At 45.5% G+C, this 15,043-nt stretch carries 18 protein-coding genes; 4 read left to right on the top strand and 14 right to left on the bottom strand.

What is annotated here, in order from left to right; translation table 11 throughout:
• Window positions 1–94 precede the first annotated feature (94 nt).
• From aac(6') to GTQ38_RS01715, 12 genes are all read right to left on the bottom strand, one after another.
• On the bottom strand, window positions 95–535 hold the full coding sequence (gene aac(6') / locus GTQ38_RS01765; protein WP_161433505.1) for an aminoglycoside 6'-N-acetyltransferase: 441 nt from the start codon (window positions 533–535) through the stop codon (window positions 95–97).
• A gap of 45 nt (window positions 536–580) precedes the next feature.
• Window positions 581–1,015, bottom strand: a complete 435-nt coding sequence (locus GTQ38_RS01760; RefSeq protein ID WP_161433504.1) for a GNAT family N-acetyltransferase — start codon at window positions 1,013–1,015, stop codon at window positions 581–583.
• A gap of 134 nt (window positions 1,016–1,149) precedes the next feature.
• Window positions 1,150–1,320: a DUF6747 family protein gene (locus tag GTQ38_RS21150; RefSeq protein ID WP_317169025.1), complete on the bottom strand. Its 171-nt coding sequence runs from the start codon at window positions 1,318–1,320 to the stop codon at window positions 1,150–1,152.
• 267 nt (window positions 1,321–1,587) lie between these two features.
• Window positions 1,588–2,487: a DUF5777 family beta-barrel protein gene (locus tag GTQ38_RS01755; RefSeq protein ID WP_161433503.1), complete on the bottom strand. Its 900-nt coding sequence runs from the start codon at window positions 2,485–2,487 to the stop codon at window positions 1,588–1,590.
• Window positions 2,477–3,019 (bottom strand): YceI family protein, encoded by a 543-nt coding sequence (locus GTQ38_RS01750; RefSeq protein ID WP_161433502.1) that lies wholly within the window; start codon window positions 3,017–3,019, stop codon window positions 2,477–2,479. The genes GTQ38_RS01755 and GTQ38_RS01750 overlap by 11 nt, the downstream gene beginning before the upstream one ends.
• Window positions 3,012–3,401, bottom strand: coding sequence for an OB-fold protein (locus tag GTQ38_RS01745; protein WP_394350956.1), 390 nt, complete (start codon window positions 3,399–3,401; stop codon window positions 3,012–3,014). The genes GTQ38_RS01750 and GTQ38_RS01745 overlap by 8 nt, the downstream gene beginning before the upstream one ends.
• Before the next feature lie 166 nt (window positions 3,402–3,567).
• The gene (locus GTQ38_RS20905) at window positions 3,568–5,523 is read right to left on the bottom strand and encodes a hypothetical protein (RefSeq protein WP_238857744.1); all 1,956 of its coding nucleotides are present in this window, start codon (window positions 5,521–5,523) and stop codon (window positions 3,568–3,570) included.
• Window positions 5,524–5,656: 133 nt separating this feature from the next.
• Window positions 5,657–6,010, bottom strand: a complete 354-nt coding sequence (locus GTQ38_RS01735) for a hypothetical protein (RefSeq protein WP_161433500.1) — start codon at window positions 6,008–6,010, stop codon at window positions 5,657–5,659.
• A gap of 11 nt (window positions 6,011–6,021) precedes the next feature.
• Window positions 6,022–6,867 (bottom strand): DUF5777 family beta-barrel protein, encoded by an 846-nt coding sequence (locus tag GTQ38_RS01730; RefSeq protein WP_161433499.1) that lies wholly within the window; start codon window positions 6,865–6,867, stop codon window positions 6,022–6,024.
• 19 nt (window positions 6,868–6,886) lie between these two features.
• Entirely contained in the window at window positions 6,887–7,282 is a 396-nt protein-coding gene (locus GTQ38_RS01725; protein ID WP_161433498.1) for a hypothetical protein, read from the bottom strand.
• Complete coding sequence (locus GTQ38_RS01720) at window positions 7,282–7,848, bottom strand: YceI family protein (protein ID WP_238857743.1); 567 nt, start codon at window positions 7,846–7,848, stop codon at window positions 7,282–7,284. Before GTQ38_RS01720 ends, GTQ38_RS01725 begins: the two co-directional genes overlap by 1 nt.
• A gap of 24 nt (window positions 7,849–7,872) precedes the next feature.
• Window positions 7,873–8,235 (bottom strand): hypothetical protein, encoded by a 363-nt coding sequence (locus GTQ38_RS01715; RefSeq protein WP_161433497.1) that lies wholly within the window; start codon window positions 8,233–8,235, stop codon window positions 7,873–7,875.
• Between the two features lie 271 nt (window positions 8,236–8,506).
• On the opposite strand from GTQ38_RS01715, the gene GTQ38_RS01710 reads away from it, so the two are divergent.
• Together GTQ38_RS01710 and GTQ38_RS01705 are read left to right on the top strand one after the other, a co-directional pair.
• Entirely contained in the window at window positions 8,507–9,616 is a 1,110-nt protein-coding gene (locus tag GTQ38_RS01710) for a LytTR family DNA-binding domain-containing protein (protein ID WP_161433496.1), read from the top strand.
• A gap of 44 nt (window positions 9,617–9,660) precedes the next feature.
• Window positions 9,661–10,425 (top strand): SDR family NAD(P)-dependent oxidoreductase, encoded by a 765-nt coding sequence (locus GTQ38_RS01705; protein WP_161433495.1) that lies wholly within the window; start codon window positions 9,661–9,663, stop codon window positions 10,423–10,425.
• Window positions 10,426–10,446: 21 nt separating this feature from the next.
• Here the strand turns inward: GTQ38_RS01705 and GTQ38_RS01700 are convergent, their stop codons facing one another.
• Window positions 10,447–11,271, bottom strand: a complete 825-nt coding sequence (locus GTQ38_RS01700) for a hypothetical protein (RefSeq protein ID WP_161433494.1) — start codon at window positions 11,269–11,271, stop codon at window positions 10,447–10,449.
• A gap of 314 nt (window positions 11,272–11,585) precedes the next feature.
• Here GTQ38_RS01700 and GTQ38_RS01695 point away from each other — a divergent pair, with 314 nt between their 5' ends.
• Window positions 11,586–12,221 carry a DJ-1/PfpI family protein gene (locus tag GTQ38_RS01695; protein ID WP_161433493.1) on the top strand — a complete coding sequence of 212 codons (636 nt, stop codon included), beginning with the start codon at window positions 11,586–11,588 and terminating at the stop codon, window positions 12,219–12,221.
• Window positions 12,222–12,236: 15 nt separating this feature from the next.
• Here GTQ38_RS01695 and GTQ38_RS01690 read toward each other — a convergent pair whose 3' ends face one another.
• On the bottom strand, window positions 12,237–13,346 hold the full coding sequence (locus tag GTQ38_RS01690; RefSeq protein WP_161433492.1) for a serine hydrolase domain-containing protein: 1,110 nt from the start codon (window positions 13,344–13,346) through the stop codon (window positions 12,237–12,239).
• Between the two features lie 290 nt (window positions 13,347–13,636).
• Between GTQ38_RS01690 and GTQ38_RS01685 the strand changes: the two genes are divergently transcribed.
• The gene (locus GTQ38_RS01685; protein WP_161433491.1) at window positions 13,637–14,995 is read left to right on the top strand and encodes a helix-turn-helix domain-containing protein; all 1,359 of its coding nucleotides are present in this window, start codon (window positions 13,637–13,639) and stop codon (window positions 14,993–14,995) included.
• Window positions 14,996–15,043: the final 48 nt, after the last annotated feature.

Here is a 15,043-nt window from a genome sequence, read left to right as displayed (position 1 = left end):
TCTTAAGATGTTCAGATAAATATAATGAAAACAGCAGTGTTTCGGTACCGGAAACAATGCCGGAAGGCTTAACGGTATCCGCCGGGATCCAGGATCAGGGAATGTCCTTAATGAAGTGTACCAGGGTATCCTCCTCCTTAAAACCGAGCTTAAGGTGGAAGGCAACAGCATCCTTATTCCATACCCAGGTATCCGATCCCAGCTCACGGCAACCTTGCTTTTTTGCCCATGCCTCCGCCAGTGAGAATAGTTTCTTTGCGACACCACCTTTTCTGAAAGCGGCCTGAACAAACACACTTTCTATGTAGCCTACCGGGGAGCTCGTGCAACCTTCAACGTATTCTGTACGGAGGGAAACCGTAATAAACCCAACCGGGCTTTCATTTTCAACGGCGAAGAACACTTCTTCTTTTTCTGATTGTATGGTTTGGTCCAGAGATTTCCGGATCTCGTCAGCCGAAGAATCTTTGAAGAGTTCGGATAACATATTAAACCAACTCTCGTAATAGCTTTTGTGGTAATTCTTGAATTCCATGAGGAGTTTTATTCAGTGATCTTGTACAAAGATAAAAGCTGTTGATCATTGCTGGTCCATTCTTATTTGATAGATCTGGCTGTCCTTGAATTGGAACCCCAGGTCTTTGTAAAGGTGAACCGCGGCCTTTCTATGATCTTCAGTAAATAATAGTAACCTGGAAAGCCCTTTTTCCCTACTCACCTCAATAAGCTTTTCCATGAGCTTTCTGCCAATTCCCCTCCCGCGAGCCCGATGGTCTACCACTACATCTTCTATCCATCCCTTGTACCCGGAATGCACTTTGTAGGTGCACATGGAAGCCATACCCACCACCTGTCCTTCAAGGAGGCAGTAAACCAGGGTAAGAGGATTTTGTTGGTCAAACAGCTTCATAGTCATTAAGGGAATTTTGCCAGGACTGATCTGGTCCAGCAGCCCCATAAGTTGATCCTGTGTTTCGGAAGTCAGTTCTTTGGGCTTAAGCAATTTGATCTCCATGCCAGTATATTTGGACCAGTGAAGATATCCATTTTAAGCTTTCCCCAGGTTCCGTTCGTATTAAGTTTTGAACATGGGTAATAAAAAAAGCCCCGGAGACAACGTCCCAGGGGCTTTCTACCAGTATAACTAATCTAATCCCAAATAAATCCCGTAAAAAGTCTGTATGCAAAGGCATAGAGCGCGATAACAAACAATACTGCGCAAGCCCAGAAATAGACTTTGAAACTGTTTTTTACGATGTAATGCCCCAAATTTCTGAAAGCTTCTCTATAAGCTTCTTTAAAAAGTAATAATTGCCTCATAAATTGTAAGTTAAGGTTAATCAAGTCAAATTTATGACAGGAATGGGGCATTGCCAGAGATACTCGTTTATCCTCCACTTTTATTAGCCAACGGAAGAGGTGCCAGCTCGGAAGGACTGAAAACATTGATTTCATCGATGAAATGCACGAAAGTTTTAGGGGCTTTGTCGGGGGTTTTGTACGTTTTATCGTACAAGTCTAATAAAAGACAGGGCTGGCAAAGATCCTCGATAAAAAGTACAAAAGAATCCGTCAACGGACCTAAGTCTATTTGTTCTTTAGACCCCTTTTAAAATGAATGATATAGGTGGCATTGAATCCGAAATTCAGATTGGGGTTTCTGAAATTGAAATTGTTCCTGGTTTGGGCTATAAAGGCGTCTTCCACCATGTTGACGGCATTGGTAAGCATAAACTGCAACATCACATCTCCGATTTCCCAATTTACTCCCAGGGCAAAAGGCCCGTAGGTGTCAAAGGACTCAATGGGGTTAGTGGTGTAATAGTACTCCGAGACAAAAGAAACATGTCCGCCCAGCTTATATCTTCCGCCAAAACCTATAGCGAAATGATTTTGGGGGTCCGCTTCGGAGTAGGACATTCCCCGGCGGATGAAGGTAGGGGATATCTGCAGTGAAAAATTCGGACTGAGCTTTTTTGCGATAAGCAGCTGAGAGGTAAAGGAAAGCCGGTCCGAGAGATCGTCCTCAACCGCAGGGTTGGAAACAGCCTCACTGAAATAGCTCGCGTTCTGAAAGAGGGTAACTGTAAAAGGGGAGCCTTTGTTACCTTTTTGCTGCCGGATCAGTTTATACTTGAGAAAACCATCGAATAATCCATCCCAGGTAGTTCCTCCAAAACCCATCATAAATCGGTCCGAAATACCGTATTCCAGGGCGATCCTTGTGCTTAGCCTGTCTGCCACAAAGCTCTGAGTGCGGTCTGCAGGGGTATTCCAGAAGCGGTTAGCCACAAAAATATCCAGAATGCCTTTTTTTCGCGTTTCTATGGAATGGCCTATAGCTATACGCGAAAACTTAAAGCTTGCCTCCGCGTATTGTGGGATAGCCTGCTGTTCTTCATCGAGTATTCCAAGAAGATCCTGTGCGAACATCGAATTGGTGCCGCAGGCCAGGAAGAGATACAGGAGTAATTCTTTAGCTTTCATAAGGCTGATATTCAAATCTGAAATCCACGGAAATGGTTTTTGCAATATTACCTGCCAGCAGAGGAGGTACTTTTATATCGTAATCCTTGACAAAGGCCTCGAAAGTACCGGATAATATGTACTTGCCCTGGACCTTCTCAATTTTTGTCTTTATTTCCAGTTCTTTGGAAACTCCATGCATGGAGAATGTACCTTTTACCATCCGGGTTTGTTCCCCGTCCTGAGCAGGGTCAAAGTCTATGATCTTTCCCTCAAATGTAGCTTTTGGATAGATGTCTGACTCTACATAACTCTCGTTAAAATGCTCGCGCATCAGGGCTTTTTCAAACACAAAGGCATTCATCAGCATGCTTACCGCGATCTCGTCGTTGCTCAGATCTATGATGCTTAATACCTGGTTGTTCTCTGCCTTGATGTTTTCTACTGAAGTGTATGAAAAAAAAGCCACCCTTCCCTGCCGGGCAATGATTTTCTCTTGTTGTTGCTGTCCGGACAAAAGGAACAGAAAGAAAATAGGGATCAATTTATTCATTGATTTTTCTTTGGGAAATGACACAATTTAAAAAAATGGCATCCTTTAAAAAACCTTTGAACACTCCTTTTAGCCTTATAGTGTCCTTAGGTTTAAATTTTTTCAGGCCCTTGGTTTGGTCGGTTTGCATATCACAAATTACGCAGGCGGATTCGTCAACCCCGCCCTCCAGCAAGATGGTCATTCGGTTATTTAAACTGTTGATCTCCTTTATCGTTCCTTCAATGGAGACGATCTTCTCCGCTTCGAGAAAATTCTCGTCCTTATTCTTAAAGTGCGAAATAAGGGTCTCCGCGTTTAGATAGACCTCAGGCTTCGCTTCCATGATATCTATGGGCTTAGGGTAGTATATCCCCCATAACAAAAAGAGGCTTATTACCAAAGCTAGCAAAATCAATACTCCTTTAAAGGTACCCAATCTTTTCAATATATATCCTATCGGTGATTCTACTTGAGCGCGCTAAGGTCCGTAAACATAGCTCGGAACCCGGAGACCCACAAGGGGTCCCAGGTTCAAAACTACTAACTAAAACACACAATTTCCTTTTTCAATCTATTATTGTTATGGTTCCGGTCATTGGACTGTGGAACTCGCAAACGTAAAACAGGGTGTCCGGGGCGTTGTTCGGTACGGTGAAACTAATGGTTCCTGAGGCCGCTCCGTTGTTGGTCACACCGTCGTTATAAGCATCTCCTGTACCCAGAGTTTGTGCCGTCTTAATGATAAACGGATGCCCGGGAGCATTGACAACGAAATCGTAAGTTTCCCCTCTTTTCAATGTCAGATCCGGATTCACAGCATCGTTAAGGCCCTCTCCGTTAAAGATGTAGGCAGATGCGGCCTGATTGGTAACCTCATAGGTTTTGGTACCGCCTCCGGCCTGAGGTGCTGTTTCCGTGTCCTGATTGGCAATGGGCCATACCCCTGCGACCGGGAATCCTACCCCAAAGTTGTCTCCTCTTGCGGCGTCCTGGCCGAAATAATACAGGGGCCATCCCTTATAGGTGAGCTGCTGCCTTCCAAAGACGTCTATGGATCCAAAGTCCGCTGCATCAAGAATGCTTGGCACATTTTGCAAGGCTTCTTCAAAGATGGGCCATAGGGCGTCGTTTGAAAAATCGTCAGCGGTATAGTTATTTACCCCGTTGGTGTCGTTTACAAATCTATACAGGGTATTTCCTTCGGCATCAGTCATATAGAATGTCTGCTCGTCACCAGGCTCATAGTTACTGTCCAGGTTGGTTTCCACCCCATTGGAATCCCTGCCAACAAGTTGTGCCTGGGTCATCATCACGGAATAATCCGGTTTGGCGACATACCATATGCCTCCTGCGCCATCTCCGTTGACATCCCCTTCCACATTATCGTTGGCAAAGAGGTACAATGGCCATCCTTTGTAAGTGGTCTGCATAGCGCCATCTCCACGGGTAATCGTACCGAAATCTGCCTCATCCAGGCCGTTGTCCAGGGTGAGATCCTCAGCATAGAATACCGGCCAGGCGTCCAGACATCCATTGGCGCAATTGGAATCTCCTTTGCTGTCCAGGGAGAAAAAGTAGAGCGAGAAACCATCTGAATTTGTCAGGATATTGCCAAAAGTAGCATCGTTTCTAAGTCTTACCGCATTGGGATCTGGCTCCGGTGCGGTTTCCGTGTCCTGGTTGGCAATAGGCCATACCCCTGCGACTGGGAACCCTACCCCAAAGTTGTCTCCTCTTGCAGCGTCCTGTCCGAAATAATATAGCGGCCAACCTTTATAGGTAAGCTGCTGCCTTCCAAAGACATCTATGGAGCCAAAGTCTGCCGCATCCAGGATGCTGGGTACATTTTGTAAGGCCTCTTCAAAGATGGGCCATAGGGCGTCGTTTGAAAAATCGTCGGCGGTATAGTTATTTACGCCATTTCTATCATTTACAAATCTGTACAAGGTATTCCCTTCAGCATCCGTCATATAGAAGGTCTGCTCGTCCCCGGGTTCATAAGTACTGGTCAGGTTGGTTTCCACGCCATTGGAATCCCTTCCTACCAGTTGTGCCTGGGTCATCATCACGGAATAATCCGGTTTGGCGACATACCATACATCTCCAGAGCCATCGCCGTTGACATCCCCCTCCGCATTATCATTGGCAAAGAGGTATAGCGGCCATCCTTTGTAGGTGGTTTGCATTTCACCATCCCCTCGGGTAATCGTACCGAAGTCCGCGGCATCCAGACCGTTGTCCAGGGTCAGGTCCTGTACGTAGAAGACCGGCCAGGCAGCCAGGCATCCGTCCTCACAATTGGAATCACCTTTGCTGTCCAAAGAGAAAAAGTAGAGGGAGAAACCGTCGGTACTCGTAAGTATATTGCCAAATGTGGCATCGTTCCGCAGTCTTACCGCGTTATTTTCAACCGGAGGCGGACCATCGTCAACCGGATCATCGTCAACCGGGTCGCCGTTGTCGTCACTGCTACAGCCGAGCAGTACAAAAAATACCATTGTTAATAAAAAGAATTTTCTCATTTCCATTTTTTAAAGATTAGATGTTAAAACAATTATTATAGGGGCTCAGGCCATAGCCTGTTCATGTGGCGGTACGGTATTAATTGATGCGACTACCGCCGTAAATTTTTGTTCAGATATTTGCTGATCACCATCATGAGGCGATGTTGAGTTGTTTTTCCGCTGCCTTGCCCGGAATGCGGTAAAGCTCGTTGAATCCTGCCGGTAAGGCTTCTTGCATGGCAGGCCTCATACAGATGCATGAAGGCTTTATTTTATTGTTCGGGTTTAGGCTATCGCTTTTTGGTGGATAGCCCAAGTCCGTCAGTGTATTCAGGGCTACTGCAAGCTCATTCGCTTTTCTAAAGCTAAAGACGATCAATGCCTCAGAAGGGTAAAGGTGTACATTGCTGATGTCCCTTATTGCCGTTAAGGCGTTCTCAATTTTTTCGGAACAGTTCGAACAGAAGCTGTTACGAACTGAAATTTTGGCCAGACCTGTTTTCATAGTATTGTCTTTTAGAATACCCTGGATAAGTTGAACCCGAAGAAGATGTCGCCGGTGCCCCAGTCGCCCGTAGCCTGTCCGAGGAAGGTGTTTACATTCATCGGTTGCGCATTGGTAAAGTGCAATTGAAAGACATGTCCTCCTGTCTCCAGATCAAAACCTATGGATAGCGGGTTTTGAAATGGCGATCCGGAAGCCCGGTTCAGATGCAGGCCGTAATCAATATTGATGGACCATCTTTTGGTGAGCTTGTGCCTGCCACCGATCCCTATGGCGAATTGCGAATTTTCCTGCTCATCAAGGGCCACCAGGTTATCGTGAAAGAAGGTTGGCGCTAATTGCAGGGACAGATTCTTGTTCACTTTCCTGGAGATCAGTGCCTGTGTGGAATAACTTAGGCGGTTTTCGAATTCCAGGCCGGGAAGTACTTCCTCTTCCAGGGCGGTGTTGAGTAATACGCTATTGAACAGGACCACGGTAAAAGGAGAACCTCCTTGTTTCTGACGCAGCAATCTAAGTTTTAAGGAGGCCTCGTAAGTTTTTTGGAATGAACTCCGAGAAACCCCAATATTGATCCCATCAGAAATACCGTAGATAAAATTGAGCCTGGTGACAGCCTGATCCAGGCCAAAAAAATCTTCGATCCCTGTTTTGATAGAACCAAAACGGTGGGATACCACAAAAAAGAGCTGTTTTTGGGATACCATTTTGGTGGATTCAAAATTCACGATCTTCAGACCTTTGAAGGCGGCCTGTTCGTAATCCGAGCTGTCATTGGTATCGATTTCATCTAATAGATCCTCCTGTGAAAGGATCATTAGGGGAAACAAGAATATGAGGACTTTGAGTATTTTCATTTTTCAGTATTTATATTGATTAGTTATTTGGCGAAACCAGTATGGCCTGATCTATTTTGACTAGTTCCAATAGGTCGTCATAACCTACACATCTGCCTTTGATAGCAATTGGATTTTTGAGGCTTAGCTTGCCGGAAACGTCTCCGTTAAAGTTTACCTGGACCTTGTTATCTATTATGGCGGATTGTTGTTCTATAGCCGTGATCATGCCGTGGGTCTTAATCACTTTATCTATATATTTTGGGGCTATGGCTTCCTGGGCAAGAACTGTTTTGAGTTCCACCGCGGACATGGAGAAATCCGCCTTTTCTGATCCGATATCCCGGTGTTCCCTGTAGATGTACTTATAGGCTGAAATGGCCAGTAAGAATACGAACAGGCTCGAAGCCAGTACGATGTATTGTTTTCTTCGCATCACTTTTTAACCAGTTTAAAATCCATTTTAACATGTACTTCTTTGGCGATCTTGTTTCTGACGATCTTGGGGATCTCGATGTCAAAATCAGCTGGGGTCACCTTAAACTCTCCGGTCATGGAAATGATATCCCCGACTTTTTGGGTTTTTAAGGCCGTTTCTATCTCCTTCTGTTTCCCGTGTAGTTCCAACACCCCTTTTACGGTAACCTCGGTACTGTTTTCGTTCAGTGCTTCGGGGTCCAGATTGAGCAGTTCTCCTTTAAATATCGCTTTGGGATAGGATTCCGATTCGATATAATTCTCGTTAAAGTGTTCTTCCATCAGAGAATTCTTGAAGTGGAACCCCTTGACCAGGGCCAGTGCCGCGATCTGATTGTTTTCGGCATTGAAGATGACCGTTGCCGATTCATGTTTGGCCTTAACCTCTTCGAAGAGTTTTTCGGATGCCTCAAAGATTATGGTGCCATTTCTGTCTATGTACTTGTCCTGTGCCTGTATGCCGCTTATGGCTAAACCAGCCAGGATGGGCATTGCCCAAAACAGTAACTTCTTCAGTTTTTTCATAATTGCGTTGATTACCACTTGTTCTTATTCCCTTAAACCTTCCTGTATCCATTGTTCTACCAGGTCTATGGTAGCTTGTGGTAATCGACCACTGGGTGGCATCGCACCTGCCTCTCCGGTCTGCCTGCTGATTGCTCTAAGCAAAGAACCGTTTTCTGCCCGAACCTGGACCTGCTCAAAATTGGTCAATGGAAAGGGGGCGCCGTTCCTTGTGGGGTCCGAGTGGCAGCTTAAACAATTACTGTTTATAACACCCCGGATATTGGCCGTATAAGAGATAGGTCCATCCGGTTCTTCTACTTCAGTAAGATCACTCTCACTGTCGCTGGTACAGGCAGTGGCTAGTAAAGCCAGGAGAGGCAGGATAAATGTCACTTTCTTTTTCATAATACTTCTTTTAAATTGATGAGGTTATCACTAAAATGTTCGTTTTGTAAGCCGGGCAGCTGCCCTGAAATTCTTTTCCAAAACAAGTGCAAATCAGCCGTTTACAAAGACAAAACCTTGGTGAGAGGGAAGAATCGGTCTTAAAAGGGAAATATCGGCCTTGAAAGGAATCCGGTTTTTTTGGAAATGCTAAATGGCCTTTGAAGCGACATTTTTTGTATCTGAATGAAAACCAAATTCTTATCTTAGAATCAAAATTGCCCGGCCTATAATGCGAAAAGACAAACTCTATTTTCTTACCTTTTTATCTATTGCGATCATTTACACGGCTATAGCAGGTATCGCCCTGCAATACCTGATCCGCGCAAGTACGATGGAAGTGCTGGAGGCGCATCTGGAATTCAGCAAAAAGGAAGCTAAGACCTTTGGGATACTGGTTGGTCATCAGCTGAGCAATGGTATTGCTAAAGATTCTGTTGTGGATCAGATACAACAAAGCCTGAAGGGAACAGATTTTGAAATGGGTTTCCTGAGCATGTACGATTGGTCTGGTAGAGTAGTCTGCCATCCGGATATCAAAAATGTAGGGCAACCGGCCAGCACTAACAAGTCCTTTGTCTCTTCCGTTACGGACGACCTGAGCCCGGAAAGCTTCTATACCTTATTACATCAAAGACAGGAGCTCCTGGAGTCTGATGTTTCTGAGGATGAAGGCCTGGAGTCTGAGGTGATCCATTTGTATCCTGTGCAAAATTCGGATTGGATCGTCGCTGCTCATGTCAACATAGGAAATATTTCCACACAGATCGGGCAGATAAGCAGGCGTTTTTATACCATCTTCCTGGTAATGGGATTGGTGGTGATATTGTCTTACGTCATCACAGTGCGTTTGTTGGGTAGTGCCTATGAAAAGAGGCTGGAACTCAAGAATGAAAAACTGGAGGACGAGGTGGTAAACCTTTCCAAGCTGAACAGGGCAGTGGGGGACTACCAACAAAAAGTAATCGAGCAAAAACCGGAAGAGCAGAACGGGGACAGTACCACTAAAAAGCGGATACTTACCTATATCCGAAATGAATTGATCCCCATTCCCATTGAAGAAATGGCCTATATCTTTACCGAAAACACCATTACCTATGTAGTGTGTATAGACGGTAGGCGATCCACCACCAACCTGAGCCTGGATGAGCTGTTCTCGCAGTTAGACAGTTCCTATTTCTTCCGGGCCAACCGCCAATTCATCATTGCCATATCCAGTATAGACAAGATCGTAAAGTACGGGAATAACCAGCTGAAGATCCTTGTTACACCCAGTTCGGATATCAGCGTGGTGATCAGTAAGAACCGCGCAGCTCAGTTCAAACAGTGGTTGAATCTGTAAGAACGATAATCTCAGGGCCGGGCCATCAACATTAATAAACAAAGATGCAAGGGAAACTCAAAGACAAAGTAGCACTGATCACTGGTGCAACCAGCGGTATGGGCAAGGCCATTGCTGAAACATTTGCCAGGGAAGGGGCCCGATGTATCGTTTCGGGAAGAGACCTGAAACGAGGGGAGCAACTTGCGAATGAACTAAGCGAGCTATCCCCAACCCTATTTTTTCAGGCTGATGTAAGCAAAGCGGAGGAGAACAAACAGCTGATAAAGAAAGCAGCCCAGGCCTTTGGCCGGCTTGACATACTATCGCTTAATGCGGGTGTCCTGGGACTGGGTACGGTTAGCGGGACTTCCGTAGAAACATGGCAGCATACCATAGAAACCAACCTGAACTCTATTTTCTACCTCTGCAAATACGGCCTCCCGGAATTGCAAAAAACAGGCAGAGGGGTAGTACTTATAAACGCTTCTATTGCTGCCTTTAAGAGCTTTCCACAACATGCGGCCTATTGTGCTTCCAAGGCGGGTGCCGTTGCCCTGATGAAACAAATGGCACTGGATTACGGCCCGGAGATCAGGGTAAATGCCATCTGCCCCGGACCGGTAAATACTCCTTTGTTGCATGATTCGGCCCAGGCCTTTGAGAACCCGGAAAGCATCATAGCAGCTACCGAGGCAAAGACGCTGTTGAAACGGCTGGGCGAACCTGAGGATGTGGCCCGGCTCGCCTTATTTCTTGCCTCAGATGAGGCTTCCTGGATCACGGGCTCTGCCATTACTATTGACGGCGGGATATTAAATAGCGGCTAATTATCCGGGAATTGCTCACACCTATAGTTCATCCCAAATAGACCACATTTCAGATTTGGTCATTTGCCTGAGCCTGCCGATCTTATTGAAGATCTCGTTGAATGCCTTCTGATCGATCTCAGGGTCTACCTGCTGGAAATCCTGAAGTCCTCCGGCGGATTGCCAGTTCGCCCAGGAACTCCATTGATTTAGAATGATAAATCGCTGAAGGACCGCATTCCCATCCTGACTCAATCGCCTGCAGAGCGTCCAGCTTTTGAGTCGGCCATCGTTCATGGCTACCTGATGCATGGGCAAAAACACTTCCCGTTCCATCTTCACATAGTCTTCCGCGTTAGACCTGGAGGAATCCATAAAGTCTATCTGATAATTTTGATTTGTCCTGGCCAGGGAGTCCAGTTCAAAAGTACCCCTCGCCTGTTCCAAAACCTCATAGGTCTCAACTTTTACCCGGTTGATGATATCCAGCAGAGGTTTTTCCATCTCAACAAACGGGCTTTCGCCAGCTTTCTTGTTGGATTCATAGAATTTGGAAACTGCCGCGTTGGCCAGCCCTACACTGTCTTTGTGAAAAGTTACACTGACGATATCATATGGGATCTCAGTGCCGGCGGGAAAGCGTACCCAAAAGAGTTTCCAGGCTTTTAGATCACCCTTGGTGATCATGTCCTGATACAGGGGTTTCCATTTGGTTTGTATTTCGTTCCAGTATCCGGTCCAGTCGTTTGTTGGGAGTTTGGTGTACTCCAATCGGACAAAGGCTTTCTCCTGAGACTGTAGCCGGGCGGTGACTGCAAACAGGAAGAAGGTAAGTAGACCAAGGGAAATGACATTAATTAATTTCATGATGAGCGTTTTTTGATTCATACCGTCAAATTAGAAAGAGCAGGGAGGAAGCGCGGAAATTCTGAGGTCAAAAAAGTGCGGCTGCATCCTGTCGTCCGTTTTTTGAAAAATCCGGAATTCGCGAGGAATCGCATTTTGTAGGGATTCTGGAATTCACACATCCTTAGTGGATCAGCAGTTTGATGATATAGGGAGTTGGATTATTTTGTCAGTTAGATCAAAACCCTGTTCCGATGAATTATTTGTCCTTGATTTTATTAATATTATGTTCGTGTCTTATTGGTATTTCTGATAAAGCAATCCAGGAAAGCGATTTGCCAGAGGAAAAAGAAAAACAGAAGGTGGCCATATTTCTCTATGACGGCGTTGAAATACTGGATTTCAGTGGTCCGGCCGAAGTCTTTGCCGTATCCGGTTACCGCGATATCCATGGGAATTACCAAAGGGCATTTGAGGTCTTTACCGTTGCGGTAGGCAAAGATCCAATAATAAGCCAGGGATTTCTCAAAGTTATGCCGGATTACACTATTGAAGATGCCCCGTCTGCGGATATTATAGTTCTTCCCGGGGGTGCAACGGGAAAGTCGCGCAAAACCCCGGAAGTGATCCGTTGGATCAGGGAAAGCGCGGGAGATGGTGCTTTGCTGATGTCTGTTTTTACGGGAGCTTTTCTTTTGGGAGATGCGGGGCTTCTGGACAACAAGTCTGCCACCACCTGGTATGGGGCTTTGGAACGCCTGGAAGGGGCTTTTCCAAAAACTGAGGTTCTGAAGGGAACGCGATTTGTGGATGATGGACAAGTGGTCACCACCGCCGGGGTGTCTGCCGGAATTGACGGTGCCTTACATTTGGTAAATAGGTTGATAAGCCCAAAATCTGCCCGGGCGACAGCGGAATATATGGAATATGATAAATGGATTCCGGAGGATGGTAAGGTAATGAACCCTTAAGGCATTCTACCGGTATTAGCCTTCAACAGCCGGCAGAACATAATCAAACAACAAACTAATGGGTTTTAGTTCCTCGGCATAGCTAGCCGAACTGCTGTTCGTAAAAACGACCACCATGTCGTACCTGGGGATTATGAAAATAAACTGTCCCCAGTGGCCATAAGCCATAAAGATCTCGGTGGATACCTGATTCCGCGCTTTTTTATCCAAAGACATCAACCACCACATATAGCCATAACTCAGTTGGCTGATACCTGCTATATCTTCTGTATAAGTCACATGCCTTGTAGTTGCCTTCTTTACCCACCATTCCGGGAGTAATTGTTTACCCTTCCAGTTACCATTGCGCAAATAGAGATATCCTATTTTGGCCATGTCCTTTGGTTTGAGGAAAAGACCACCGCCGGTATGAGGAATTCCTCTATGGCTCCACCTCCAGTTTGCGGATGAGATCTGCATGGGGTCAAAAAGGTATTTCTGTGCAAACTCCTGAGTATACATTCCGCTGGCATTTTGCAGCAGACCACCCAGCAGGATCGCGATACCGCTATTGTAGTACCATTTTTTACCCGGGCTGGTTTCCATTTTATAGTCGAGCACGTATTTCATCCGATCCCCGGGATACCGGTTAAGAGCATCCAAATGGCTTTCACCCGTCCAGGCCTGTCCGGTTCGCATCGTAAGCGCATCTTCAAGATCCAGGTCCCGTTTATGGTTATCCATATTTGCTATGCTGCTGTACTCAGGAAAAAAGCTGATGATCTTCTGTTCCGTACTCTGGATAAAACCCTGCTCGATCGCTACCCCTACAAGGGTAGCCGTAATACTCTTTGTTACAGATTGAAGGGTGTGAGGCGTGTTGCCATTATAGTTACCAAAAGTTTCATCAACTACCAAATAACCATTCTTTACAATGGCGAATGAAGTGATTGGCTTTTGAATACGGCCGGCCCTTAAGAGAGAAATGAAGTCGTTTATCTTTTTTGAGTTGATCCCCTGTGCTTCAGGAGCACTTACGCGCCATTTTTCGTCCGGGTAATAGTCTTTGGATTGCGCCACGGCCGTCTTCAGGCTCAACAGCAGCAAAAAGAGGTAGAATCCGAAAGTCTGGTAAAATGACTTCATGAGGCTTAAGAATCTTTATTATGTGATCTCTAAGATCGAAAATAATGTATTAGGCGGGAAGAATACAATTTTGTGACAGAGATGCTTTATGGATTACTGTAAAAGTTATCACTACGAGCTGCAATACCCCCTGGAACCATAACAGCTTTTGTACGAATGCTTCCAAACGTACATTTCTCAACAGTCCCGGACCGGGTTTCTTACTACTTAGCGGAATTCTGGCAGACATTTAACAGAAACTTTAGAACTGCTTTTCCTAAATTTAAAAGGCTTCACCCTGTGTTACTCGGATGAAAGGTGTTTTTATCATAGTTTTTTGTGTCTTCCTTCCCTCAGTTGCGGCGGGCTTTCAGGGAGAAATCCCTGCTGATCCCACTGCGGTTTTGTACCGCTGCCCGCCATGTGGTTGTAGCCACGATACCATTCATTTTAAGGAACCCGGATTATGCCCTGTCTGCAATATGGAACTGGTTGAGGTACCCAGCGGCCTGGCCAGAAAAATTGATCTGGGACTCGCCTCATACCTGGAGGCCGGGATGCTGGGACAGCTTTATACCAAACTGATCTATCCCTTATTTGCGGCCGGAATACTAATTTCCCTGTTTTTATTGTTCAAAAGGACCAGGGGAAAGTCCCTGAACGTATTTCTGAGCCTGATCATCCTGGTGCTATCGCTATATGGGTTTAAGAACCAGCTATTTGCGGTGAATTACAGCCTGACCAGCTCCTACAAAAGCCTTTTTACCCCAATTTCCTTTATTTTATGGCTTGGTCCGTTGGGCTTTTTTTATATCAGAAGCCTGATCAATCCATCTTTTAAATGGCATTCAAAATACCTGATGCATTTTATCCCCGGTATTTTGATGTTCTTTTATTACAGTTTACTTTTTCTAGGGCCGGAAAGGCTAAAGTTACAGTTTATGTTTTCCCCCTTTGAGGTTCGTTTCAGTCATACGGAGCAATTAGTCGCTGTTCTTACAGGATTAGGGTACCTCGCTTATGCCTTTTCCGTTTTTAGGTCCTGGAGGAAAACCAATCCTATAAGAAAGAACGGACTGATAGGGTGGATAAAAAGATTCCTGATCGGGATGACGGCCCTGTTGGTTAGCTGGGGCATTATGATCTTGATCAATTATTGGGTGTACGATTTTGGGGTTGCCACGGTATCCTATAATCCACTTTGGCTGGTGATGGGCCTGGTTTTACTTTGGCTGGGAATTGAAGTGGTATCTAATGTTAAGTTCTTTTTGCTGAACAAAAGGCTTAATGTGGTCAATAGTGGTCGATTCCTTACCGAGACTGAGATTTCGGGCTTCAAAACTAAATTGGATCATTTGATGAATGAAAAGAAGTTGTACGCGGACCCCAATCTAAGCCTCGACGCCCTGGCTGGAGCCATGGACCTACCTCCCAAGTACCTGAGTACCATTCTTAATAACGCTTTGGGAAAGAATTTCTATGATTTTGTCAACCAATACCGTATTGAGGAGGTAAAGGAACGCCTGGGGGACAGGAATTACAGCAATCTTACCATAGAAGCTATAGCCAACCAATCCGGGTTCCGGTCCAAGTCCAGTTTCAACGCGGCATTTAGAAAACAAATGCGCATGACTCCCAGGGAGTATATCAAACAGCAGATAGGAGCATAGATGCGGACTGATGCAATTCTGCTTTATGTAGTATCAAAATTCACAGGG

This window comes from Poritiphilus flavus, assembly GCF_009901585.1.
GTDB lineage: Bacteria > Bacteroidota > Bacteroidia > Flavobacteriales > Flavobacteriaceae > Poritiphilus > Poritiphilus flavus.
This window is presented reverse-complemented; position numbering and strand designations above follow the sequence as displayed.